Source organism: Candidatus Halobonum tyrrellensis G22 (assembly GCF_000495475.1).
Taxonomy (GTDB): domain Archaea; phylum Halobacteriota; class Halobacteria; order Halobacteriales; family Haloferacaceae; genus Halobonum; species Halobonum tyrrellense.
This window is the reverse complement of sequence record NZ_ASGZ01000012.1, coordinates 19,740-41,511: the sequence shown is the minus strand read 5'-3', so window position 1 is coordinate 41,511 and position 21,772 is coordinate 19,740. Positions and strand designations below refer to the sequence as shown.

The 21,772-nt window shown below is 69.5% G+C and carries 25 protein-coding genes; 6 read left to right on the top strand and 19 right to left on the bottom strand.

Annotated elements, in window-relative coordinates; translation table 11 throughout:
• Positions 1-10: 10 nt before the first annotated feature.
• From mnhG to mbhE, 7 genes are all read right to left on the bottom strand, one after another.
• Positions 11-421 carry a monovalent cation/H(+) antiporter subunit G gene (mnhG, locus tag K933_RS04185; protein ID WP_023393442.1) on the bottom strand — a complete coding sequence of 137 codons (411 nt, stop codon included), beginning with the start codon at positions 419-421 and terminating at the stop codon, positions 11-13.
• Positions 418-732, bottom strand: coding sequence for a monovalent cation/H+ antiporter complex subunit F (locus K933_RS04180; protein WP_023393441.1), 315 nt, complete (start codon positions 730-732; stop codon positions 418-420). The genes mnhG and K933_RS04180 overlap by 4 nt, the downstream gene beginning before the upstream one ends.
• Positions 725-1,309 carry a Na+/H+ antiporter subunit E gene (locus K933_RS04175; RefSeq protein WP_200862283.1) on the bottom strand — a complete coding sequence of 195 codons (585 nt, stop codon included), beginning with the start codon at positions 1,307-1,309 and terminating at the stop codon, positions 725-727. The genes K933_RS04180 and K933_RS04175 overlap by 8 nt, the downstream gene beginning before the upstream one ends.
• Positions 1,306-3,015, bottom strand: a complete 1,710-nt coding sequence (locus tag K933_RS04170) for a complex I subunit 5 family protein (RefSeq protein ID WP_023393439.1) — start codon at positions 3,013-3,015, stop codon at positions 1,306-1,308. Before K933_RS04170 ends, K933_RS04175 begins: the two co-directional genes overlap by 4 nt.
• A complete protein-coding gene (locus K933_RS04165) occupies positions 3,015-3,413 on the bottom strand; it encodes a sodium:proton antiporter (RefSeq protein ID WP_023393438.1) in 399 nt (132 codons plus the stop codon). Before K933_RS04165 ends, K933_RS04170 begins: the two co-directional genes overlap by 1 nt.
• The gene (locus K933_RS04160; RefSeq protein WP_049947587.1) at positions 3,410-3,877 is read right to left on the bottom strand and encodes an MnhB domain-containing protein; all 468 of its coding nucleotides are present in this window, start codon (positions 3,875-3,877) and stop codon (positions 3,410-3,412) included. The genes K933_RS04165 and K933_RS04160 overlap by 4 nt, the downstream gene beginning before the upstream one ends.
• A gap of 62 nt (positions 3,878-3,939) precedes the next feature.
• A complete protein-coding gene (mbhE, locus tag K933_RS04155) occupies positions 3,940-6,378 on the bottom strand; it encodes a hydrogen gas-evolving membrane-bound hydrogenase subunit E (RefSeq protein ID WP_023393436.1) in 2,439 nt (812 codons plus the stop codon).
• A 219-nt stretch (positions 6,379-6,597) separates the two neighbouring features.
• Between mbhE and hpt the strand changes: the two genes are divergently transcribed.
• The 4 genes from hpt to K933_RS04135 all read left to right on the top strand — a co-directional run bounded on the left by hpt (position 6,598) and on the right by K933_RS04135 (position 8,615).
• Positions 6,598-7,164, top strand: coding sequence for a hypoxanthine/guanine phosphoribosyltransferase (hpt, locus tag K933_RS04150; RefSeq protein WP_023393435.1), 567 nt, complete (start codon positions 6,598-6,600; stop codon positions 7,162-7,164).
• A 102-nt stretch (positions 7,165-7,266) separates the two neighbouring features.
• Positions 7,267-7,704 carry a hypothetical protein gene (locus K933_RS04145; RefSeq protein WP_023393434.1) on the top strand — a complete coding sequence of 146 codons (438 nt, stop codon included), beginning with the start codon at positions 7,267-7,269 and terminating at the stop codon, positions 7,702-7,704.
• 75 nt (positions 7,705-7,779) lie between these two features.
• The gene (locus tag K933_RS04140) at positions 7,780-8,022 is read left to right on the top strand and encodes a hypothetical protein (RefSeq protein WP_023393433.1); all 243 of its coding nucleotides are present in this window, start codon (positions 7,780-7,782) and stop codon (positions 8,020-8,022) included.
• A 2-nt stretch (positions 8,023-8,024) separates the two neighbouring features.
• Positions 8,025-8,615 (top strand): hypothetical protein, encoded by a 591-nt coding sequence (locus K933_RS04135; protein ID WP_049947580.1) that lies wholly within the window; start codon positions 8,025-8,027, stop codon positions 8,613-8,615.
• Positions 8,616-8,686: 71 nt separating this feature from the next.
• Here the strand turns inward: K933_RS04135 and K933_RS04130 are convergent, their stop codons facing one another.
• From K933_RS04130 to K933_RS04085, 10 genes are all read right to left on the bottom strand, one after another.
• Complete coding sequence (locus tag K933_RS04130; protein ID WP_023393431.1) at positions 8,687-8,947, bottom strand: hypothetical protein; 261 nt, start codon at positions 8,945-8,947, stop codon at positions 8,687-8,689.
• Positions 8,948-9,064: 117 nt separating this feature from the next.
• Positions 9,065-9,535, bottom strand: coding sequence for a hypothetical protein (locus K933_RS04125; protein ID WP_023393430.1), 471 nt, complete (start codon positions 9,533-9,535; stop codon positions 9,065-9,067).
• Positions 9,528-10,004, bottom strand: a complete 477-nt coding sequence (locus tag K933_RS04120; protein ID WP_023393429.1) for a hypothetical protein — start codon at positions 10,002-10,004, stop codon at positions 9,528-9,530. Before K933_RS04120 ends, K933_RS04125 begins: the two co-directional genes overlap by 8 nt.
• A gap of 55 nt (positions 10,005-10,059) precedes the next feature.
• Positions 10,060-11,442 carry an ABC transporter ATP-binding protein gene (locus K933_RS04115; protein ID WP_023393428.1) on the bottom strand — a complete coding sequence of 461 codons (1,383 nt, stop codon included), beginning with the start codon at positions 11,440-11,442 and terminating at the stop codon, positions 10,060-10,062.
• Positions 11,412-12,569: an ABC transporter ATP-binding protein gene (locus K933_RS04110; RefSeq protein ID WP_023393427.1), complete on the bottom strand. Its 1,158-nt coding sequence runs from the start codon at positions 12,567-12,569 to the stop codon at positions 11,412-11,414. The genes K933_RS04115 and K933_RS04110 overlap by 31 nt, the downstream gene beginning before the upstream one ends.
• A gap of 6 nt (positions 12,570-12,575) precedes the next feature.
• Positions 12,576-13,538, bottom strand: a complete 963-nt coding sequence (locus K933_RS04105; protein WP_023393426.1) for an ABC transporter permease — start codon at positions 13,536-13,538, stop codon at positions 12,576-12,578.
• Complete coding sequence (locus K933_RS04100) at positions 13,538-14,503, bottom strand: ABC transporter permease (RefSeq protein WP_023393425.1); 966 nt, start codon at positions 14,501-14,503, stop codon at positions 13,538-13,540. Before K933_RS04100 ends, K933_RS04105 begins: the two co-directional genes overlap by 1 nt.
• A 182-nt stretch (positions 14,504-14,685) precedes the next feature.
• Positions 14,686-16,779: an ABC transporter substrate-binding protein gene (locus tag K933_RS04095; RefSeq protein ID WP_023393424.1), complete on the bottom strand. Its 2,094-nt coding sequence runs from the start codon at positions 16,777-16,779 to the stop codon at positions 14,686-14,688.
• Between the two features lie 135 nt (positions 16,780-16,914).
• The gene (locus tag K933_RS04090; RefSeq protein ID WP_023393423.1) at positions 16,915-17,193 is read right to left on the bottom strand and encodes a hypothetical protein; all 279 of its coding nucleotides are present in this window, start codon (positions 17,191-17,193) and stop codon (positions 16,915-16,917) included.
• Between the two features lie 132 nt (positions 17,194-17,325).
• Positions 17,326-17,610, bottom strand: a complete 285-nt coding sequence (locus tag K933_RS04085) for a transcriptional regulator (RefSeq protein ID WP_023393422.1) — start codon at positions 17,608-17,610, stop codon at positions 17,326-17,328.
• Between the two features lie 162 nt (positions 17,611-17,772).
• Between K933_RS04085 and K933_RS04080 the strand changes: the two genes are divergently transcribed.
• The gene (locus K933_RS04080; protein WP_023393421.1) at positions 17,773-18,747 is read left to right on the top strand and encodes a sugar phosphate nucleotidyltransferase; all 975 of its coding nucleotides are present in this window, start codon (positions 17,773-17,775) and stop codon (positions 18,745-18,747) included.
• Positions 18,748-18,787: 40 nt separating this feature from the next.
• Here K933_RS04080 and K933_RS04075 read toward each other — a convergent pair whose 3' ends face one another.
• Positions 18,788-19,525, bottom strand: a complete 738-nt coding sequence (locus K933_RS04075) for a diphthine--ammonia ligase (protein ID WP_049947585.1) — start codon at positions 19,523-19,525, stop codon at positions 18,788-18,790.
• Positions 19,526-19,629: 104 nt separating this feature from the next.
• On the opposite strand from K933_RS04075, the gene K933_RS04070 reads away from it, so the two are divergent.
• Positions 19,630-20,625, top strand: a complete 996-nt coding sequence (locus K933_RS04070; protein ID WP_023393419.1) for a M48 family metallopeptidase — start codon at positions 19,630-19,632, stop codon at positions 20,623-20,625.
• Positions 20,626-20,668: 43 nt separating this feature from the next.
• Here the strand turns inward: K933_RS04070 and K933_RS04065 are convergent, their stop codons facing one another.
• Complete coding sequence (locus tag K933_RS04065) at positions 20,669-21,616, bottom strand: phosphoadenosine phosphosulfate reductase family protein (protein WP_394295675.1); 948 nt, start codon at positions 21,614-21,616, stop codon at positions 20,669-20,671.
• Positions 21,617-21,772 lie beyond the last annotated feature (156 nt).

Sequence of the window (21,772 nt, the reverse complement as noted above, 5' to 3'; positions counted from 1 at the left end):
GGCCACCCCGTCAGTCGTCGTCCGCGGGGTCGTCCGGCCGCGACCCCGTCGTCCCCGGCCAGGTGACGCCCGCCTCGAACTCGACGCCCATCCGCTGGGCCGCCCGCGAGATCATGTGCCCGCCGGTCGGCGCCGTGAGGAACAGGAACGCGATGGTCACGAGCGCCTTCAGCCCGTTGCCGCCGGGACCGAAGTACACCCACGCCGCGAGCGCGTTACCCGACGCGCCCAGCGTCGTCGCCTTCGAGGTGGCGTGCAGGCGGTTGTACACGTTCGGCAGCCGGAGTAGCCCGACCGTCCCGATGGTGAGGAAGAACAGCCCCACGACCGTCAGCGCGATGACGAGCGCCGCGCGGACCGGTCCGACTGGTCCCGCGCCGCCGCCCGCGGCCGCGAGCAGGACCGGGTCGACTCCGGTCATTCGATGATGTCCCCCTCGGTGACGTACCGAGCGACGGTGACGGTGCTGATGAACCCGATGATGGCGAGCACGAGGCTCACGTCGACGAAGATGCCGCCGTTCCCGCCGGAGTCGGTGGCGCGGAGCACGGCGAACACCAGCGCGATGGCGACGACGTTCGTCCCGATGACGTCCAACGCGACCACCCGGTCGGGCGTCGTCGGGCCGCGGATCACCCGGTAGCCGACCGCGAGCGTCAACAGCGCCGACAGCGCGAGCGCGCCCGACAGCACCGTCGGCAGCGCGTCCACGACGGGACCCGCGCTACTCATCGGTCCCACCTCCCTCCCCGTCGCCGTTCGCCTCCACCCGGTCGGGGACGGGGTCGCCGGGTTTCAGTTCCTCGTTGAAGATGACGAGCGCGTAGTCCTCCCACGTGCGGATGGTGTCGAGGATGTCTTCGCCGTTGATGCTGTGGACGTAGAGGCTGTTGGCGTCGTCGTCGTAATCCATGGTGAGGGTGCCGGGCGTGAGCGTGATGCTGTTGGCGATGGTCGTCACCGCGACGTCCGAGCGGACCCGCAGCGGCACTTCGACCACCGCCGGGTCGATGGGGAGCGACGGCGCGATGACGATGCGCGCGACGTCGAGGTTGGCGACCAGCAGTTCCTTGAGGAACGCGAACGCGTAGAGGACGGCGTACGGCGCGACGCGGAGCGTCCGGGCGGTCGGCGGCCCGCGGTAGAAGTTGCGGAGGCCGTACGCCACCGGGACGCTCACGGCGAGTCCGATCAGTCCCTCCTCGGCGATACGGACGAGTCCCGTCTCCGGCGGCAACAGCGGGACGCCCCTGACGAACAGCCAGAGGACGGTGAACGTCAGCGCGTTGACGACCCAGCGGCGCATCAGTGCCCACCCCCCTCGCCGCCGGGCTGGGTGGCGGGGTCGAACACGGCCGAGACGTACCCCTGCGTGTCGGTCGCGGCGTGGGCGGCGTGTGCAGCCGCGTCGACGACGAACTCGACGCCGACGCCGAAGCCGACGATACACAGCGCGAGCGCGACCAGCGTCGTCACCTGGACCGCGAGCGCACGGTCGGTGGCGTCGCTTCCGCCCCCGTTGGTCCCGCCGTCGGTCGCCGCGTCGCCGCCCGCACCGACGCCGCGCCACCGCTCGGGGAGCACCGTCCGGACCGTCTCGGAGGGTTCACCCCAGAAGACGGCATTCCACGCGCGCGTCACGTACGCGATGGTGAGCACCGCCCCCCCGAGCGCGACGGCGAGCGCCACCCCCGCGCCGGGCGTCCCGCCCGCCATCGCCTCGGTCGCGGTCCGGAACACCAGCAGTTTGCCGAAGAAGCCGACCAGCGGCGGCACGCCGATCAGCGACAGCCCCCCGAGCAGGAACGACGCCGCCACGAGCGGCGTGCGCGCGGCCAGCCCGCCCAGGCGGTCGAGCCGGGTCGTCCCGACCGTGGCGTGGAGCGTCCCCGAGGCGAGAAACAGCAGCGACTTCGCGAGCGCGTGGTTGAACGCGTACACGAGCGCCGCCGCGACGCCGAGCGCCGCGAGCGTGCGCTCGGCGCCCGCGAACGCCACCGTCAGGTCGGGGGCGGCCATCCCCACCCCGAGCGGCAGGACGATGAACCCAACCTGCCCGACGCTGGAGAAGGCCAACAGCCCGTCGACGTCGTCGCGACCGACCGCGCCCACCCCGCCGTAGACGATGGACGCGCCCGCCATCAGCGCCAGGATGGGTCCGACGTACGCGAACGTCGCGGTGTTGGCGTACGCACCGCCCGCGAACACCGTGAAGAACAGCCGGATGATGGCGTACACGCCCACCTTCTTCACCACGCCCGCGAGCACCGCCGTCACGGGCGCGGGCGCCGCGCGGTAGGCCGCGGGCACCCAGAAGTGGAACGGGACGACGCCCGCCTTGAGCGCGAACACGGCCAGGAGGAGCGACGCCAGCCCGAGCGTCGGCGCGAGTTCGACGCCGTACGCCGCGGGGTCGGCCAGCCGCCGGGCCATATCCGCCATGTTGAGCGTGCCCGTCGTCGCGTACAGCCCGCCGATGGCGACGAGCATCACAGCCGACGCGAGCAGGTTCAACACGACGTAGTTGAGCGCGGCGCGGGTGTGCTCGCGGCCGGAGTAGAAGAGGACGAGCACGTAACTCGACATCAACATCACCTCGAACCAGACGAACAGGTTGAACAGGTCGCCCGTGAGGAACGCGCCGGAGACGCCCGCCATCATGAAGTGAAAGAGGGGGTGGTACGACAGCCGCTGACCGAACTCGTCGACGTACGTCGACCCGAAGACGACGGCCGCGAGACCGACGACCGCCGCCAGCCCGAGCATGAACGCCGACAGCGCGTCGGCGACCAGCGTGATGCCGTACGGCGCCGGCCAGTTGGAGACGTAGTAGGGGACGACCGTCGGCCCCGACAGCACCACGCGGTCGAACAGCACCGCGACGACCGCGAAGTACGCGACGCCGCCGAGCACGCTCGTCGCCCGCTGGGCGCGCGCGTCGAAGCGGGTCACGAGCGTGAGGACGGCGGTCGCGAGCGCGACCAGGATGGGGGCGACGACGACCGGACTCGCCACTACCGCTCACCCCCCTCGACGGGGCCGCGGTCCCGGTCCGCGTCGTCGGCACCGTCGACCAGCCCCCGCCCGAGGTCGTACACGTCGATGGTGCCGTGCTCCTCGTACACCCGGTAGGTGAGCACGAGCGCGAGCGCGGTCGTCCCGAACCCGATGACGATGGCGGTCAGCACCAGCGCCTGCACCAGCGGGTCGGTCGGGGTCGCCGCGCCCTCCTCGCCGAAGCGGCCGATGGGCGCGACGCCCGCCAGCCCCCCCATCGTGACGAGGTAGACGTTCGCGGACTGGGAGATGATGGTGACGCCCCACACCACCCGCACCACGTCGCGGCGGAGCACGAGATACGTCCCCAGCGTGAACAGCACGCCGAGCACGCCCGCGAGTATCCACTGGGTCACTCGGTCCCCACCTCCCCGAGCACCGTGAGCAGCCCCCCGACGACGGTGAAGTAGACGCCGAGGTCGAATGCGAACGCGGAGGCCACCTCCATGTGGCCGTACAGCGGCAGCCCCTCCAGCATCGCCACCGCCTGCGTGAGGAACGGGAAGCCGAAGGCGAGCGGGACGAGACCGCTCGCGAGCGCCACCACCAGTCCGGCGGTGAACAGCCACCGGTAGTACTCGACCGCGCGGTGGGTGTCGTCGGCGGTGTCGAGACCGAGCAGGTCCGACTGGAGGTACGCCTGGCCGAAGACGACGTACACCAGGACGAACGCCGTCGCGGTCAACACCGCGCCGATGAACCCGCCGCCGGGCTGGTTGTGTCCCTGGAGGAGGAGCGCGACCGCCGTGAGCAGGATGATCGGGACGGTCACCCGGACGACCGTCCGCGCGATGACGGTGGTGTGGCGCTCGTAGCCCAGGCTGGGCCCCGACTCGGCGTCGGGCGCGTCCTCGGCGGTCCCCGCTCCCGCGTCGGCGCCGCTCACCGCGCTTCCCCCCGGCTACGCATCCGGATCAGCGTGAGCACCGACAGCGCCGCCATGGCGACGACGGATATCTCCCCCATCGTGTCCATCGCTCTGAGGTCCACCAGAATCACGTTGACGATGTTCGCCCCGCCGCCGTAGTCGAAGAACACCGGGGCGTGGTGCTCGCCGGGCGGTAGCCCCGCGAGTTCGACCAGCCGCGTCGCGATGCTGTCGGGCGACCCCGCGGTGGCGAGCAGGACGGTGAGGAACACCGTCCCCCCGACCGCGACCGAGAGGACGGCGTCGCGGGCCGCGACCAGCCGCTCGGGACTGCCGTAGTACGCCGGGAGCCTGTCGAGCACCAGGAGGAAGATGACGAGCACGAGCGTCTCGACCACCAACTGGGTCAACGCGAGGTCGGGCGCGTCCGCGAGGATGTAGAAGATGGCGACCATGAACCCGAGGATGGAGAGGGTGAGCACGCCGGCGACGTGGGAGGGGGCGACCGTCACCGCGGCCGCACCCACGAGCGCGACTCCCAACACGAGCACCACGGCGACGGTCGTTCCCTCCGCGAGTTCCACCGCGGGGAGACCGACGCCCGCGGCGAGGTACGCGCCGAGCGCGAGCGCCGCCGTGCCGGCGAGCGCCCACGCGGCGTACGTCCGGAGTAGCCCCGTCTGTACGCGCGGGACGACCGACTTCGACCCCGCGGTCAGCCCCTCGACGCCGTTGTCGTACCACCAGTTGGCGCGGACCGGCCCGCGGAGCAGGCTCCGGATCCCGTCGTGGATCCGGTCGTACTGGGGCCACAGCAGCGCGCCGACCCCGATGGTGATGGCGCTCATGAGCACGTACGGCGAGAGTTCGGTCGGCAGGTGGACCGAGAAGGAGTGGGCCTCGCCGACGGCCGCGCTGGCGTACACGTCGCCGACGATGGCGTCGATGGCGACGTTCGGCACCGCGCTGATGACCGCCACGGCGACACCGAGAACCGCGGGCGGCGCGAGCATCGCGACCGGCGGGCGGTGGACCTCGCCGAGCGACGGCCGGCGGTCGCCGAGGAACAGCGAGAGGAACTTGATCGAGTAGAGGAACGTGAACACCGAGCCGAACACCGCAACGGCCGGGAACAGCCACGTCAGCCCGCCGAACTCCTCGCCGAGATACCACATCGACTCGAACAGCAGTTCCTTTGAGTAGAATCCGTTGAACGGCGGGATACCCGCCATCGACAGCGACGCCAGCCCCGCGAGCACCGCCGTCACCGGGAGGTCGTGTCGCAGCCCCCCGAGCGAGGAGATGTCGCGGGTTCCCGCCTCGTGGGATATGATTCCGGCGACGAGAAACAGCGTCGCCTTGAACGACGCGTGGTTGAGGATGTGGAACGCGCCGGTCTCGGCGCCGTAGGTGTTCGCCGCGCCGAAGCCGGCGACGATCAGCCCGAGGTGGGAGGCGGTCGAGTACGCCAGCAGTTCCTTGATGTCGGTCGCACCGACCGCGAGTATCGCGGTGACGGTCATCGTGAGTAGCCCGAGCGTCACGAGCACCCACGTCCACGCGGGCAGGGCGCTCGCCGCCGCGGCGGCGGCCTCGGCGGCCGCCTCCCCCTCGCCGTGGTCGCCGGAGTCGAACGGCGCGAGGAAGAACGGCCGGAACCGGCCGACGAGATAGACGCCGGCTTTCACCATCGTCGCCGAGTGGAGGAACGCCGAGACGGGCGTGGGCGCCTCCATCGCGTTGGGCAGCCAGACGTGGAAGGGGACCTGCGCGGACTTGGTGGCCGCCCCCAGGCCGACGAGCAGCAGCGTCGGGAGGAACAGCCCGGCGGTCCGGAGCGTCTCGACGGTCGCATCGGCGTTCGCGAGCAGCGAGCCGTCGCCGGCGATCAGGGTGGTGCCGCCGGCCCACGAGAGCGCGAGGAAGCCGACGAGCATGAACAGCCCGCCGGAGACGGTGATCAGCATCGACTTGCGGGCGGCGTACTGCGACGACTCGTCGGTCGTGTAGTGGCCGATGAGCACGAACGACGAGAGGCTCGTCAGCTCCCAGAAGGTGAACAGCGCGAACAGGTCGCCCGCGAGCGCGACCCCGAGCATCGACCCCATGAACGCCAACAGCGTGGCGTAGTACTTCGCCTGGCCGGGTTCGCCGTGCATGTACCCCCCCGAGTACGTGAGGATGAGGACGCCGACCCCCGAGGCGAGAAACGCGATCAACAGCGCCAGCCCGTCGACGTAGAAGGCGAGCGAGACGCCCAACGAGGGCACCCACTCGACGCGGGCGACGCCGTGTGCGCCCGTCGCGTACAGGCGGGCGACGAGCGCGAGACAGACCGCCGCGACCGCCGCCGCGTAGTAGGCGGTGCGCTCGCCCAACGCTCGGTAGACGAGCGGGGTGAGCGCCGCCCCCACGAACGGCAGAAAGACGACGGCGAGAACGGTTTCGAGCACACCGAAGGGGTGGGGTGTCCCCGACTTAGGTGTTGTCAAACCGACCACGGGGAGTAACGAGATCGTCAGCTCAAACGCGGCTCGCTGTCGATCCGAGAGACGACTTTATCTTTTAGATCCGGTTCGCGTCCCGAAGCGCGTGCGCCCGGGCGGCGAGGGGCCGCCGCCGGGCGGCCGGCGATCCGCCATCTTTTACCGGGCGGTCGAAGTACCGGCGACATGGACCAACTGCGGCAGTCCCTGCTCGACGCGCCCATCATCGAGAAGGGAGAGTACCAGTACTTCGTCCACCCGATCAGCGACGGCGTCCCGATGCTCGAACCCGACCTGCTCCGGGAGATCGCCGTCCGGATCATCCGGAAGGCGGAGATCGAGGACGTGGACAAGATCGTCACGCCCGCGGCGATGGGGATCCACATCTCGACGGCGCTGTCGCTGATGACCGACATCCCGCTGGTCGTGATCCGCAAGCGGGGGTACGGGCTGGAGGGCGAGGTGTCGCTCTCCCAGCAGACGGGCTACTCCGAGTCGGAGATGTACATCAACGACGTGTTCGAGGGCGACCGGGTGCTCGTACTCGACGACGTGCTCTCGACGGGCGGGACGATGGAGGCGATCCTCGACGCGCTCACCCACATCGGCGCCGACGTGGTCGACGTGGTCGCGGTGATCAAGAAGGCGGGTCCGAACAAGCTCGACGACACCGACTACCAGGTCAAGACGCTGATCAACGTCGAAGTCGAGGATGGCGCCGTCGTCGTCGTCGACGACGAGGGCGACGGGTAGCGGCCGGCGTCACAGGCGTCGCGGGCGTTGGGAGTGTCGCGGGCGTTGGGAGTGTCGCGGGCGTCGCGGGGGGTTTTTGGGCGCGCCGACCCGACGGGCGGTATGGTCTCCATCCGGTTTCTCCGACTGGTGAGTACGGTCCTCCTCGTGGTGGGCGCGCTCGCGTTCGGCGATGCGCTCCACCGGACGGTCGTCACCGGGGAACTGCCGATAACCTCGCCGCTGATGGTGTTCTACTACGTCTTCGGCGCGGCGTCGATCCTCCTCGGCTATCGGACCCGCCAGCCCGTCGGCCGGGCGTACGCGCTCGGGAGCGACGAGGAGCGCGAGTCGGCGGGTCGGGACGACCCGTCCGCCGCCGACCGCGGGGCGGGAGCGGGCGTCGACGGCGAGACCCGGCGCGAGGACGAACGGGGGGACGACGGCGAGTTCGACCCGGCGATGAGCCCGCTCGGCGGGAGCGCGCCGGGCGACGCGCGCGGCGACGACGAGCGGGCGGACGGAACCCCCGAGCGCGACCGGCCCGACGACGAGTCGTGAGCCGGCGGCGGGTGCGCCCCGGAGCCGCGGGAACGGGAGATATATACCCGGGGACGTGCGTGTGTGACGTAGACAATGAGGGTTCGACAGAGCGTCCCCGAACAGCTCCTGACGCCCATCAGCCTCGTGTCGCTCGGGGTCACCGTGACCGGCGCGGTCCTCGGGTACATCTTCCTGATGCTCGCGTTCACCCTGTATCTCGGACTCAACGGCCTCCCGTTGACTGACACCCAGTCGCTGCTGGTCGCCGGCACCGGCGTGGCTTGTCTCGCGGCCGGCTACGGTGGCTGGCGGGCCTTCCTCGCGTTCGCCAAGTGACGATGGGGGTCGACATCCGGGACCACCCCGACGCGCCGCCGACCGAGGAGCTACGGGAGTTCACGCTCGTCCCGATAGCGGGCGAGGAGATCCGACGCCGACGCGACGACGGCGAGGAACTCGTCGAGCGCAACCTCCGCGAGTCGCGCAGCGACGTGTACGTCGAGATGGAGCCCGACCCCACGTCGCGCGGTCCCGCCGACGACATCGGGACCGCCCTCTACCGGCTGGTCCAACTGTTCGGCACGCCGCAGTTCCCCGAGTTCGAGGCCGGCACGGACGTCGGCTGGCGCGACGACACCACGTTCAAGTACCTGTTCCGACTCACGACCGCCGACGCGGCCGCCCCCGACGCCGAGGGGAGCGACGGTGAAGGTGAGGGGACCGCCGCCGGCGACCGCGAACTCCCCGACGAGTGGCTGGTCACGGTGTTCGACTGGCACACCCAACTCGGCGTCGGTGTCGCGGGGTGGAGCGGCGACGACGTCGAACTCGACGAGTACGACGGCGCCGTCGGGCTGGTGACGCTCGCGCTGGTGACGAACCTGGTCACCGAACCCCTCCAGTGTGAGTACGAGGACATGTGGTACTGAGCGGCGCGACTCGACGGACCCCCGCTCGACTCGGCGCGCCCTTTCTCCCCGCCCGCGGTCGGACCCGCAACCTACCGGCCGGTCCGGACGTGCATCACGCCGAACGCGACCGCGAGCGCCGCGACGAACAGGCCGGCGAACACGGGGACGACGGTCGGCTCGTCGTACCACCCCGACCAGTAGCCCGCGTACGCGACGAGCACCAGCCCGGGAACCGACAGCAGGAAGAACAGCGAGGAGAGGTACGAGGCGAGCGTCGCGTCGTCGCCGTGCTCGGCGTACGTGCCGCGCTCGCGGACCGACTTCTCCTCGGTCGGTATCTCCTTCGGCATGCGCCGCGGTAGCGGTCCCGACGGCATAGGTGTGTCGTCACGGCGCGTCCCGAGTCGCCGAGTCGGCCCGCAGCCGTCTCGCGCGGGCGGCCCGACCGAGGTCGAACCGGCCGGCGGCTACGCCGTGACCCCGTCGTAGACGACCGCGAGCAGGTAGCCCACGATCTGGAGCGGGAACTGGTACATGAGCGAGGTGGTGATCACGTCGCGGAGTTCCGGCAGCAGCACCCACCCGCCGACGGTCGAGATGCCGAGCAGGTAGTAGGGCGCGACGGCGAACACCAGACCGAAGGCGGCGCCGCCGGCCCACGCGACGCCGAACGCGACGATGCTCGTCCGGAGGTTCTGACAGAGGAGCTTCACCAGCGCCCCCGACAGCACGACCGCCACGCCCACCACCTCGGCGGACGCCCACGGCGCCGCGAGGTCGCCGAGCCGGAAGACGCTCGTCCCCATCGCGGCGACCAGGCCGGCCAACAGCCCGACGAACCCCACGGCCGTCCGACGCTGGAGCGCCGAGCCGTAGCTCGCGGTCGCCGGCCGGACGAGCGCCGCGTACACCTCCGAGCCGGCGTCGCGGTCAGACATCGACGCCGAACTCCCTCCCGAGCAGTTCCAGCCGGACCGTCCCGGAGACGGACGCCGACCCGTCGTCGACGGCCGTCCGGGCGCGTTCGACTCCGTCCGCCGGGAGGTCGAGCGTGACCGTCACCGTCCGCTCGCCGCCGGCGGGGACCGTCGTGGCGGGCACCGCGGCGCTGCGCCGGACCGACACGGGGTCGTCGTCGGCGAAGGGCGGGTCGCCGTCGTAGACGACGAGGTCGGCGCCGGTCGTCTCGACCGGCCGGTCGAGGGGGTTGTCGACCGCGAGTTCGACCGTGACGGTCGGCGGGTCGCCCTCGTGGACCGCGAACTCGCCGGCCGAGACGGCGACCGCGTCCCGCTGTTGCCACGTCAACTGCGAGCCGAACGTCGTGGCGAACGCGGAGCCGGTCACGAGCAGCAGGCCGGCCAACGCGACGAGGAGGACCTGTTGGACGCGCGAGGACCGTGGCATATGTAGTTTTTCTGTCGTCAGTCGTCTTGTGTTTTGTCGTATCCGGGCGAGCGCGTCAGTCCTCCGTCGGCGCGGCGGCGACCCCGCTGTCGGTCGCCGACGTCGCGTCGTCGCCGTAGAGGTGACACTCGACCGAGCGGCTCCCCGCGGTGCGCGGCTCGGGGTACTCGCGCTCGCAGACGGTGGTGACCACCCCGTCGAGCGCGCCGAGCGCGGCGTCGCGGTCGCCCCCGTTCAACGCCTCGGCGGCGTCGAACAGCGCCTCCCGCGCGTCGGACGGGAGGTCGACCGCCGTCAGGTCGACCCGGCTCCCGCCCGTCTCCATCTCCGTCTCCGAGCGGTACTCCTCGGGAACGTCGAGCGTCAGCCCGTGTTCGACCAGTTCCCGAGTGGGGTCGGAGGTGTCCGACCCGTCGACCGTCTCGGGTCCGATGTCGCTCCGTTCGACCTTGAGCTTGAACTGGAGTGCGCGCCGGAACGCGTCCTGGCTGCCAGTCCAGTCGTCCGGCGGGATGACGTGGGCACACCGCGGGTGGTACCGGCAGCCGCTCGGGGGGTTCCGCGGCGAGGGCACCTCGCCGGTGGCGTTCGCCCGCCGGCGCTCGTCGCCGAGCGCCACGTCCGGCACCGCGTCGAACAGCGCCTCCGAGTAGGGGTGTTTGGGGTCGGTGATGATGTCGTCCGTCGGTCCCTTCTCGATCATGTTGCCGAGGTACATGATCCCCGCACGACCGCACATGTACCGGATCAGCGAGAGGTCGTGGCTGATGAACAGGTACGTCAGCCCGTACTCGTCTTGGAGCCGCTTCATCAGGTTCAACACGCCCGCGCGGATCGACACGTCGAGCATCGACACCGGCTCGTCACACACCACGAAGTCGGGGTCGACCACGAGCGCGCGCGCGATGGCGACCCGCTGGCGCTCGCCGCCCGACAGTTCGTCGGGGAACGCGTCGAGGTAGACGTCCGCGGGACCGAGTCCCACGTCCTCGAGCACCTCCTTGACGCGCCGGCGGCGCTCGTCGTAGCTGTCGGCCATGTCGTTGATCTTGAGCGGCTCCTCCACCGTGTTGAACACGGTCATCCGCGGGTTCAGCGACTCGAAGGGGTCCTGGAAGATCATCTGGACCCGCTGGCGGAACTCCCGCTCCTCCTCGTTCGTCAGGTCGGTGATCTCCCGGCCGTCGAACCGGATCGTCCCCTCGGTCGGCTCGTACAGTTTCACCAGGAGCTTCCCGAGCGTCGTCTTGCCACAGCCCGACTCGCCGGCGATCCCGATCGTGTCGCCGCGTTGGATCTCGAACGAGACGCCGTCGACTGCCCGCACGGGCTGTGGCTCGCGTCCCAGGACGGTGTCGACGATGCCCTGCGACAGGTCGAACAGCTTGCGAACGTTCTCTACTTCGACTAGCGGCTCTCTATCGTCTGTTCCGTCCATGTTTCTTCCTTGGTAGCTTGGGTTCGGATCGTGTCGAGTTCGTCGACTCGGTAACACGCCGATCGGTGCGCCCGCTGGTCGGCCGCCTCGACCAGTCGACCGGTCTCGATGGCCTCCTCCACGTCGTACATCGGCGGGTGCGAGGAGTGACACTCCTCGATGGCGAACGGACACCGCGCGCGGAACCGACAGCCCTCCTCGGGGTCGCGCAGCGTCGGCGGGGTGCCGGGGATCGAGACGAGTTCCTGGTCGGCCTCCGTGATCGTCGGGAAGGAGTTCTTCAGCCCGAGCGTGTACGGGTTGGACGTCTCCTCGAAGATGTCGCGGGTCCGCCCCGACTCCATTATCTTCCCGCCGTACATCACCGCCATCCGGTCGCAGATCTCCGCCATCACCGAGATGTCGTGGCTGATGACGAGGATCGAGACGCCGAACTCCTCTTGGATCGCCTCCAGTTCCTCGAGGATGCGGTCCTGGATGATCACGTCGAGCGCGGTGGTCGGCTCGTCCGCGATCAGCATGTCGGGGTTGCACGCCATCGCCATGGCGATCACGGCGCGCTGTTTCATCCCGCCCGAGAACTGGTGGGCGTAGTCGTCCGCCCGCTCGGGTTCGATCCCGACGCGTTCGAGCAGGTCGCGCGCTCGGTCGTCGGCCTCCTGTTTCGGAGTCTCCGGCTCGTGTCGCAATATCGCCTCGGTGATCTGGTCGCCGACCTTGTAGACGGGGTTGAGCGCGTTCATCGCCGACTGGGGGATGAGCGCGATGTCCCGCCACCGGACGTCGCGGATCTGGCTGTTCGACAGCGCGGCGAGGTCGGTCTTGCCGTCCCCGCGGACCGGCTTGTCGGGGTCGTCGATCACCGCCTGCTTCGCCTCGCCGTGGTCGTCCTCCCACGCCGGGAGGGTGCCGTCGTACCAGACGTGTCCCGACTCGACGTAGCCGTTCGAGTCGAGCAGGTGGATCAGGCTCTTGGCGAGCGTCGTCTTGCCGCAGCCCGACTCGCCGACCAGTCCGTACGTCTCGCCCGCCTCGACGTCGAACGAGACGTGGTCGACCGCGTGAACCGCCGAGTCGTCGTCGACCGCGTACCGAACCGAGAGGTCTTCTACTTCGAGTAGTGTCATGTTGAGTTACTGTTGTGGGTTGGTCACGTCCTCCATCGAGAAGCCGATGAAGTAGAACGCCGCCGCGAGGAGCATCAGCGCCAGCCCCGGCGGGATCAGCCACCACCACGCTTGGAAGACGTAGCCGCTGTTCTGGATGTTGCGGAGCATGATCCCCCACGACAACGAGGTGAAGTCGGCCAGCCCGAGGTACGCGAGCGACGCCTGCGCGAGGATCGCCCCCGCGGCGTCCTGTGCGAGGTAGACGAACGACAGCGGGAGCACGTTCGGCATGATGTGCCGGAAGATGATCCGGGTGTCCGACGCGCCCGCCACCTTCGCCGACTCGACGTACGACCGCTCCTTCAGCGAGAGCGTCTCGCCGCGGATGACGATGCAGTTGTTGAGCCACGAGGTGACCGCGATACCGATGATGATGTTCGTCGTCGACATCCCCCGGATCGCCACGAGGACGATGAGGAACGGCAGGAACGGCAGGCCGTACATGATGTCGACGAACCGCTGGATCGTCTCGTCGATCCACGTGTCGCCGTAGAAGCCCGAGATCAGCCCGAGCGGTACGCCGACCAGCGTCGACAGCAGTCCCGCCGCCAGCCCGATGTACATCGCGTTGTACGCCGAGTAGATCAGGAGCGTGAGGACCCCCTGGCCGTCCGAGTTGGTGCCGAGCGGCGCGAAGAACGGGTCGCCGAACGCGGGCGGGTGCGGGAGCGTCTCGATCTGTTCGGCGCTCAGTCGCGCGTCGAACGGCGGTTCGCCCAGGTACGCGACCCACTGGGTCGAGTGGGGCGCGAACACCCCGGGGAACAGCGCCCACAGCACGTAGACGACGAAGATGAACAGGCCGACGACGCCCATCCGGTGTTCGGTGAACCGGCTCCACCCCGAGCGGAGGCGTTCGAACCGCGGCTCCCACCGCTTTCTGGCCGCTTCGAGAGTCGACCGGTCGTCGGAGCGTTCGGTCGCCATCACTCACCCTCCCCGAACTTGATCCGCGGGTCCAGATACGTGTACACCACGTCGGTAAACAGCCGCATCACGACGATCAGCGCGGCGATGACGAAGAACGCCGCCTGCGCCACCGGGAAGTCCCGGCTCAACACGGCGTTGACGATGAGCTGTCCCATGCCGGGCCAACTGAACACGTTCTCGATGACGACCGCGCCGTCGATGATGAACGCCAGCCCGACGATCGCACCGGTCGCGACCGGGATGAGCGCGTTCCGAGCGGCGTGTTTGAGCATCACCGTCCGCTCGGAGAGTCCCTTCGCGCGTGCGAGGAAGACGTACCCCTCCTCGGTCACGTTGTTCATCGACGGCCGCATGATCAGCATCGCGCCCACCCAGCCGATGAACGAGACGCTCAGGAGTGGCAACGCGAGGTGGTACAGCACGTCGCGCATCACCGTAAACGCCGTCCACTCGAACTCGGGGAACTGCGTGAACATGTACGAACTCGGCAGCCAGCCGAGGTGGTAGTTGAACAGCCAGATGAACAGCCACGCGATCCAAAACGAGGGCATCGAGTACATCAGCAGCGACGAACTGAAGATGCTCTTGTCCTTGTTCGACCCGCGCCACCAGCCGAGGTACATGCCGACCAGCGGCCCGACGATGTAGCCGACGATGAACGTCGACCCGAACAGGATCAGCGTCCGCGGAAGCCGGCGGAGCATGAGTTCCGAGACCGCGGTGCTGTACGTGGGCGAGCGGCCGAAGTCGCCCGTCTGGTAGTTGATCATGAACTGGACGTACTGCCGCCAGAGGGGCTCGTTGAGCCCCCACGTCTCCCGGATGCGCTCGATCTGTTCGCGCGTCATCTGCGGGTTGATCATGCTGGTGATGAACGACCCCGGCATGCTCCGGAGGAGCACGAACAGGAGGCTCATGATGACCAAGAGGGTCAGGTAGGAGACGACGATTCGTTTCGCCAAGTATCGTCCACTAATTCTGGTCATGGGGTGTCAGACCGTGCGTCTTGCGGTAAATCACTGGGGGATGAGTTATGAAGGTGTTGCATCGGTACCGGACGTTAAACGCGCGTGCGACGGCGTATAGACCGAAACCGAAACTGGCGCGGCGGGCGAGGGGTGGGCCCGCGACGGTCGCCCGAGGGTTACTCCGAGCCCGAACCGGCCTGGTGGACCTGGAGCATCTGGACGCCGAGGTACGTCGACCCCGGACCGGGGATGTCGCCGAGGAACCCGTCCCACTCGGCGGAGTTGACGGGCCACTTGACGACGTTGTACATGGTGACCATCGTCGGGAAGTCGAGGTAGATCTTCTCGACGGCCTCGCGGGCGGCCGCGTTACGCGCCTCGGTGTCGAGCGACGTCCGCGCCGTCGAGATGAGGTCGTCGGCGGTGGCGTCCTCGAAGAGACCGTACCCCATCGGGTTGTTGAGCGACGTGGACGTGTTGTTCTCCTCGTCGTCGCCCTCGGCGACCGAGTGGTCGTCCGCGTTGTCGCTGTGGAACAGCCCGTACAGCGTGTTGGTCGCGAACGGCGAGAGGTTGACCCACCCCATCTCGAACATGTCGAAGTTCTCCTCGGAGTACACCCGGGTCAGCGCGGTGTTGAACGACAGCACCTGCTGTTCGACCGGGATGCCGATCTGCTGGAGCATGGAGACCCAGTTCTCGGTCATCTTCGCCATCTGCGGCGAGTCCTGCGGCGGGTCGACGAACATCGTCAGCGGGCCGTCGTTGATCGAGGTGATCGTCTCGCCGTCGACGCGGATCTCCTGGTCGGGGTCCGCGTCGGACTGCCGGAGCACCGACGACTCGACCGGGCCGAACGTGTACTCGTGTTTCGGCTCCGTCTGGCTGGCGGTGACGCCCGTCAGGCTCCCCGGGTAGTCGAACCCGGCGTACGTGCCGCCCTCGCCGGTGATCATCTGCCCCTCGGTGAGGAACGAGCGGACCCCGTCGACGTCGACGGCGCCCGGCGAGTCACCCTGCCGGAAGTCGAACGCGTTCGTGGCCGGCGCGGTCAGCAGTTCGGCGTTGTTGCTCGTCTCGGGCCGGACCGCGGTGTACCCCGGCGGCATGACGAAGTCGCCCTTCTGGGCGTAGCCGCGCTGGAGCTGTTGGACCCAGTAGACGTCGTCGAAGGCGAACCCGAGGACCTGCCGGAACGGCAGGTCGTCGAGCGGGGTGCGACGGAGGTTGAACGAGACGTGGCTGTACCCCGTGTCGAACCCGTCGACGAGTTCCACTCCGTCGGTGTTCTCCACCTCGTCGATGCTCGACGTCCGGATGTTGTCGTACAGCGAGTCGATCTCCCCTTCGAGGAACGCCTGGGTGAGCGCCGACTCGCTGGAGTAGACGCTGATCCGCATCGCGTCGATGAACGGCCCGCCCGCGATGATGCCGTTGACCTCCTCGCGCCACGGCAGGCTCGCGAGGTTGTACTCGCCCTCGCGTTCGGCGAACGACACCTCGATCGAGGTGTCGGGCTGGTACTGCGTGACCACGCCCGGCCCGAGACCGACGGGTCCGTCGTTCTCGTACGGCTGGTAGGTGCTGAAGTCGGAGACGCCCTCCCACTTGTGTTTCGGGAGGATCGGGATGCCGAACTGGTCGAACGCGAACGTCCCGACGGGGCTGTTGAGGATCATCTCGCAGTCCCAGTCGCTCTCGTCGGACATGCTGACCTCGTCGATGGCGTTCAGCGAGGCGACGTACGCGCCCGGCATCTGTTCGAGCAGGTAGTTGTACGACCAGACGACCTGCTCGGCGGTGAACTCCGTCCCGTCGTTCCACGTCAGCCCGTCGGTGCGGACGTTGAACAGGAGTCGAACGTTGGGCTGGTCGTCGTCGCCGGTCTCGTCCATCTCCTCCGACGTCCAGTCGGTGAAGACGTTCGGGTGCATCTCGAAGTTGACCGGGTCGATCGCCGCGCCCGACTCGTAGATACGGTCGGTGATGACCCCGGAGTAGGCGGACGACGACGCGATGGGGTTGATGTTGTTTGGCGGCTGCCCCATCCCGAAGTTGAAGATGCCCCCCTCCTCGATGTCCTCGGCGCTCCCGGCCTCGGTCGGCGTCGACTCGGTCGTCTCGGTCCCCTCGGAGGTCGTCCCCTCGGACGTGGTCTCGGTACCCTCGTCGCCCCCGCCCGAACAGCCGGCGAGCCCGAGCGACACCGCGGCGACCCCGGTTCCCTTCATGAACCGGCGCCGCCCGGAATCGGTCTGGTTGTCGGACATACGCACCCTCGTAACAGTATCCCATACTTAAGGTTGTGGTATCGACCCGACGGGAACCGATACATTCACCACAAGGAAATCCGATAAGAAAACAAACAGGGTGTCGATCCGGGGACTCGCTTCGAGTCGTCTACTTTACTCCCGGGAGAACAACACTTCGTTCGCCCGGAACCCGAAGTAGATCGTCATCACGAGCGCCGCCATCCCGCCCGAGAGGTACGTCTCGGCGGGCGCCGACGTCACCCCCCGCTGTGCGAGTTCCATCCCGAGGAACGCCCACCCGCACGCGAACAGACAGCCGACCGCGAACGCCGCGAGTCCGGGTCCCTCCCGGTCGCTCGCGTGGAGGAGCACCCCGACCGTCAGCACCGCCCCGCCGATCAGCGCGAACACCGTCCGCGTGCCGACTGGCATACCCGCCGTAGTGGGCCGGACAGAATAAAGCATCCGACGCCGGCCGGGGGCGTCCCGCGGCGGTAGGGAACCGGGACTCGGCGTGCGCGGACGGCCGCGTCGGACGGGACGAACCGTCCCCGCCGCGGGCGCTCACCGCTCCTCGATGGTGAAGACGGGGTCGGCGATGCTCTCGCTCTTGCAGTCTGGACACCGCGAGGGGGCGTTCAGCGGGTCGTCGAACCCGTCGAAGCCGCAGTCCTCGCACTCGGGGGGCGCGACGAGCAGTTCCGCCTCCTCGGTCGACTGCGCGACGTGACGGAGGTGTTCGTACACCTGTGGCGTCGGGACCGCCAGGTCCGCGGCGATGTCCGTCGCGGTGGCGGGCGCGTCGCGGAGGCGGTCGGCGATCCGCTGGCGGGTCGTCCGCTCCGGCATACGGACGACGAGGGGACCCCGAACCGAGACCCTTTCGGCCCGTATCGGGGGATGACCCCGGTTCGAGTGCCGCGCCGGCGACCTGTACCGTTCGTTTTTGTGACGGGTTCGGTGAGACACACAAAAACGACTTAACCGTGCCCGTGGACCCACCGGTATAGCATGAAGGCAGTCGTACTTGCCGGCGGGTACGCGACTCGACTCTGGCCGATCACTCGACACCGGCCGAAGATGTTCCTCCCGGTCGGCGACGGCACCGTCATCGACCAGGTGTTCGACGACTTCGAGAACGACGACCGGGTCGACGAGGTGTTCGTGAGCACGAACGAGCGGTTCGCCGACCGCTTCGAGGAGTACCTCGCCGACTCCGAGTTCGACAAGCCGACCGTCTCCGTCGAGGACACCAGCGCCGAGTCCGAGAAGTTCGGCGTCGTCGGCGCGCTCGCCCAACTGGTCGACCGCGAGAACGTCGACGACGACCTCGTGGTGGTCGCCGGCGACAACCTCATCTCGTTCGGCATGTCGGAGTTCATCGACTTCTTCGAGTCGAAGGGCGCCTCCACGCTCGCGGCGTACGACGTGGAGACGGCCGAACGCGCGAAGGCGTACGGCATCGTCGACCTCGACGGCGACCGGGTGGTCGACTTCCAGGAGAAGCCCGAAGACCCCAAGAGCACGCTCGTCTCCATCGCGTGTTACGCGTACACGCGGGAGACGCTCCCGAAGCTGGAGACGTACCTCGAGAACGGCAACAACCCCGACGAGCCGGGCTGGTTCATCCAGTGGCTACAGAGCCGCGAGGACGTGTACGCGTTCACCTTCGACGACGCGTGGTTCGACATCGGGACGCCCGAGTCGTACCTCGAAGCCGTCGCGTGGTCGCTCGGCGGCGACAACTACGTCCACCCCGACGCCACCGTCGAGAACTCCGAGATGGGCGACAACGTCCACGTGATGGCGGGCGCGGAGGTGACCGACTCGTCGCTCGACCGCTCGGTCGTGTTCGAGAACGCCATCATCCGCGACGCCGACATCCGCGAGTCGATCATCGACGAGGAGACGATCATCGACGGTCTCGACCTCTCGGGCGCGCTCATCGGCGCGCACTCCGAACTGCACGACGGCATCGACGGGTAACGACGGCCGACGAACGGTGCCAGCACCGCCCGCCGGCGGGTTACGACTCCTCGGGGTCGCCGAGACGCGCGTCGGTCACGCGGACCCGGCCGCGCGACCCCTCCCACTCCGTCCCGTAGTCGAGTTCGACCGGCCGGTCCATGTGCGGCCCGTCGGTGACGAACGTCTCGAACTCTCCCCCCTCGCCGAGGAGGTGGACGCCGTACTCGTCGCCGAGTCGCTCCAGTTCGTCGAACGCGGCGGCGTCGAGCGTCCGCCCCAGCCACGACTCGTCGAGACCGGCGGCCGCCACCTGTAGGACCGTGATTTCGAAGCCGGCGTCGAGCATCTCGTCGGCGAGCGCGCGCGGGTCGCGCTGCCACAGCGGCGCGAACAGGTCGACCCCCAGCCGCTCGCACATCGCCTCGATCCGGGAGGTCTGGTAGTCGCTCTCGACGGCGCCGGCGGTCACGCCCGCGAGCGGCAGGTCGGCCGAGAGATCGCGGAGCGCCGCCTCCATCGGCTCCAGTTCGGCGTCGCCCTGCGCGCCGGAGTCGACGGCGGCGCCGGCGTCGAAGTCGTCGGGTTCGACCTCCACGAGTTCGATCCCGATACTCTCGGCCGCGAGCGTCGCGAGCCGCGTCTCGGGGACGTGGTACATGTACGAGTCGCCGGCCGGGTGGACGGTCAGGAGTCGGCGGACGGCCAACCCCTCCTCGAGCGCGCGGTAGAGCGCCCACGAGGAGTCCTTCCCGCCCGAGAAGAGCCCCACCCACGCCGCCTCGCTCGCGGAGTCCATCATGCGGTGAGGGTGGGCGGTCGACCGCTATACCGGTGACGGTTCCCGACCCGTCGTCGGTACGGACCCCAACCGTTTCGACGGAGCGGCCCGTACCCGGTTCCGTGCGACGGACCGGATTCGGTCTCCGCGCCCTCATGGTCGCCGTGGGCGCCCTCACGATCGCGACGTACACGGCGGCGGCGTACCTGCTGTACGAGGGTGTCCGGGTCGTCTGGGCGAACCGTCCCGACCCGCTCGCGTTCGGCGCCCTCCTCCTCGGAGCGACGGTGCTGTCGGGCTACCTGACCTACCGGCTCGGGACCGCGCGCGCGCTCGCCGGTCTCGACGCGCGCCCGCTCCCGCGCGACCTCGCGCCGAGCGTCCACCGGATCCGCGACCGCCTCGCCGAGTCGATGGACCTCGAAGCGCCGGCGCTGTACGTCGCCCGCCTCGGCGAGCCGAACGCGCTCGCGCTCGGCGGGAGTCGGCCGGCGCTGGTGCTCGACTACACCCTGTTCGGCCTGCTCGACCCGCCGGAACTGGAGGGCGTGTTGGCGCACGAACTCGCGCACGTCGAGGGGTACGACAGCCTCACACAGGCGTTCGCGTACAGTTTCGTCCAGACGGTCGCCGGGGCGGTCGCGCTCGTGCTCGCGCCGCTGGCGTTCGTCGCCGGCGGACTCGCCCGCGGCGTCGCGCTCGTGCGCGGGTCGCCCGAGTCGTGGCGCCGGACCGCGCTCGGCCGGGTCCGGACCGGCCTGTTACAGGGGGTGACTCTCCTGTTGGTCGGGCTGACGATGTTCGTCCGCGCCTACTCGCGGCGCCGGGAGCACGCCGCCGACGACCGCGCGGTCGAGGTGACCGGCCGGCCGCTCGCGCTCGCGCGCGCGCTCGGAAAGATAGACCGTGCGGCCGGCGGCTCGGTGCCGCTCCCGCCGCTGTACCGGCGGCGCGACGGGGCCGAGGAGGAGCACCCGCTGGTCCGACTGCTGTCGACCCACCCCCCGATGGACGAGCGGGTCGCCCGCCTCCGGGCGCGTACCGTCGAGGAGGGCGACCGCGAGTCGCGGTGGACGCGGATCCCGATCGAACCCGGGACCGGCAACCGGCGGCGGTGACGCGGTCACACGGTCACCCGGTCGGAGCGGGCCGGGTCGGCGTTCACATGTACCCGAGGTCGCGTAACCGGCCCATCAGGTCCTCCTTGTCCTGCGCGCGGCCCGCGCGCTCGCCGCCGTCGCCGAGGTCCTGTACCCACGCGGGGTCGTCCGCGGCCGCGCCGGAGCCGCTCTCGGTTCCGAGCGAGCGGAACCCCTCCCAGTACTTGGGCGAGACGGGGAGATCCTCGACGGCGACCCCCGTCGGGAGGTCGGCCGCCGACTCGGGGGCGTGCCCCTCGGGGTAGCCCTCGACGGCGTCGGGGACGACGACGTTCCAGAACGCGTCCCACACCGCGCGCTCGTCGAACTGGAGGACCGGCTGGACCCGGTCGTGCGAGGGGGCGCGCTCGTCGTCGTGGCGGGGCGAGAAGAACGTCTCCTCGGCGCGCGCCTCCTGTTCGTCCCACCGGACGCCCGAGAAGGCGGCGTCGAACCCGCCCGCGCGGAGCGCGTCGTTGAGCGGCACCGTCTTCAGCAGGTGGTTCCCCGCCAGCGAGTCGGGGTCGAACGTCAGCGTCTCGCCGTCGTAGTCGAGTCGGTCGAGCTCGGCGCGGGTCTCGCCGTCGAGGTCCGCGACCGCGAACTCGTCGCCGACCGCGGGGTCGAGCGCCGCGAACCGCTCGTTGCGGACGACCCGGAGGTCGAGGTCCCACTCGTCGGCCCACCGCTCGGCGAACGCGAGCGTCTCGGGGAAGTGCGCGAAGTGGTCGATGAAGAGTACGGGCGGGACCGCCTCGCCGCGTTCGCGCGCCACCTCCCGGACGACGTAGAGGACGAGCGTGGAGTCCTTGCCGCCGGTCCAGAGCACGACCGGGCGGTCGTACGCGTCGAGTGCGGTCGCGGTCACCGCGGCGGCCTGTTCGAGTTTGGCCGCGAGCGTCGGGTAGTCGGCCGCGCTCGTCCCGGTACCCGCCTCGTAGTCGACGTCGCGTGGAGCGGTGGCAGTCACGTCCGAACGGACGGCGGCTCGGAGCATAACCGTACACGCACAGCCGCTATCACGGTGCACGCGCCACCGCGGGCGGGCCAGTAGTCCGGTTCGCTCGGCGGAGCGGTCGGGGGCGGCGTGTCCGGTCGACGCCCGCGCCGAGCGGTCGACCGACGC

Excerpts from the sequence above, each read along its gene's own strand:
- K933_RS04140 (WP_023393433.1), top strand. The coding sequence starts at position 7,780 with ATGAGGGTTCGACAGAGCGTCCCCGAACAGCTCCTGACGCCCATCAGC.
- K933_RS04125 (WP_023393430.1), bottom strand. The coding sequence starts at position 9,535 with ATGTCTGACCGCGACGCCGGCTCGGAGGTGTACGCGGCGCTCGTCCGG.
- K933_RS04075 (WP_049947585.1), bottom strand. The coding sequence starts at position 19,525 with ATGGACTCCGCGAGCGAGGCGGCGTGGGTGGGGCTCTTCTCGGGCGGG.
- K933_RS04145 (WP_023393434.1), top strand. The coding sequence starts at position 7,267 with ATGGTCTCCATCCGGTTTCTCCGACTGGTGAGTACGGTCCTCCTCGTG.
- K933_RS04135 (WP_049947580.1), top strand. The coding sequence starts at position 8,025 with ATGGGGGTCGACATCCGGGACCACCCCGACGCGCCGCCGACCGAGGAG.
- K933_RS04090 (WP_023393423.1), bottom strand. The coding sequence starts at position 17,193 with ATGCCAGTCGGCACGCGGACGGTGTTCGCGCTGATCGGCGGGGCGGTG.
- K933_RS04080 (WP_023393421.1), top strand. The coding sequence starts at position 17,773 with ATGAAGGCAGTCGTACTTGCCGGCGGGTACGCGACTCGACTCTGGCCG.
- K933_RS04110 (WP_023393427.1), bottom strand. The coding sequence starts at position 12,569 with ATGACACTACTCGAAGTAGAAGACCTCTCGGTTCGGTACGCGGTCGAC.
- K933_RS04085 (WP_023393422.1), bottom strand. The coding sequence starts at position 17,610 with ATGCCGGAGCGGACGACCCGCCAGCGGATCGCCGACCGCCTCCGCGAC.
- mnhG (WP_023393442.1), bottom strand. The coding sequence starts at position 421 with ATGACCGGAGTCGACCCGGTCCTGCTCGCGGCCGCGGGCGGCGGCGCG.
- K933_RS04105 (WP_023393426.1), bottom strand. The coding sequence starts at position 13,538 with ATGGCGACCGAACGCTCCGACGACCGGTCGACTCTCGAAGCGGCCAGA.
- hpt (WP_023393435.1), top strand. The coding sequence starts at position 6,598 with ATGGACCAACTGCGGCAGTCCCTGCTCGACGCGCCCATCATCGAGAAG.
- K933_RS04130 (WP_023393431.1), bottom strand. The coding sequence starts at position 8,947 with ATGCCGAAGGAGATACCGACCGAGGAGAAGTCGGTCCGCGAGCGCGGC.
- K933_RS04095 (WP_023393424.1), bottom strand. The coding sequence starts at position 16,779 with ATGTCCGACAACCAGACCGATTCCGGGCGGCGCCGGTTCATGAAGGGA.
- K933_RS04115 (WP_023393428.1), bottom strand. The coding sequence starts at position 11,442 with ATGGACGGAACAGACGATAGAGAGCCGCTAGTCGAAGTAGAGAACGTT.
- K933_RS04180 (WP_023393441.1), bottom strand. The coding sequence starts at position 732 with ATGAGTAGCGCGGGTCCCGTCGTGGACGCGCTGCCGACGGTGCTGTCG.
- K933_RS04120 (WP_023393429.1), bottom strand. The coding sequence starts at position 10,004 with ATGCCACGGTCCTCGCGCGTCCAACAGGTCCTCCTCGTCGCGTTGGCC.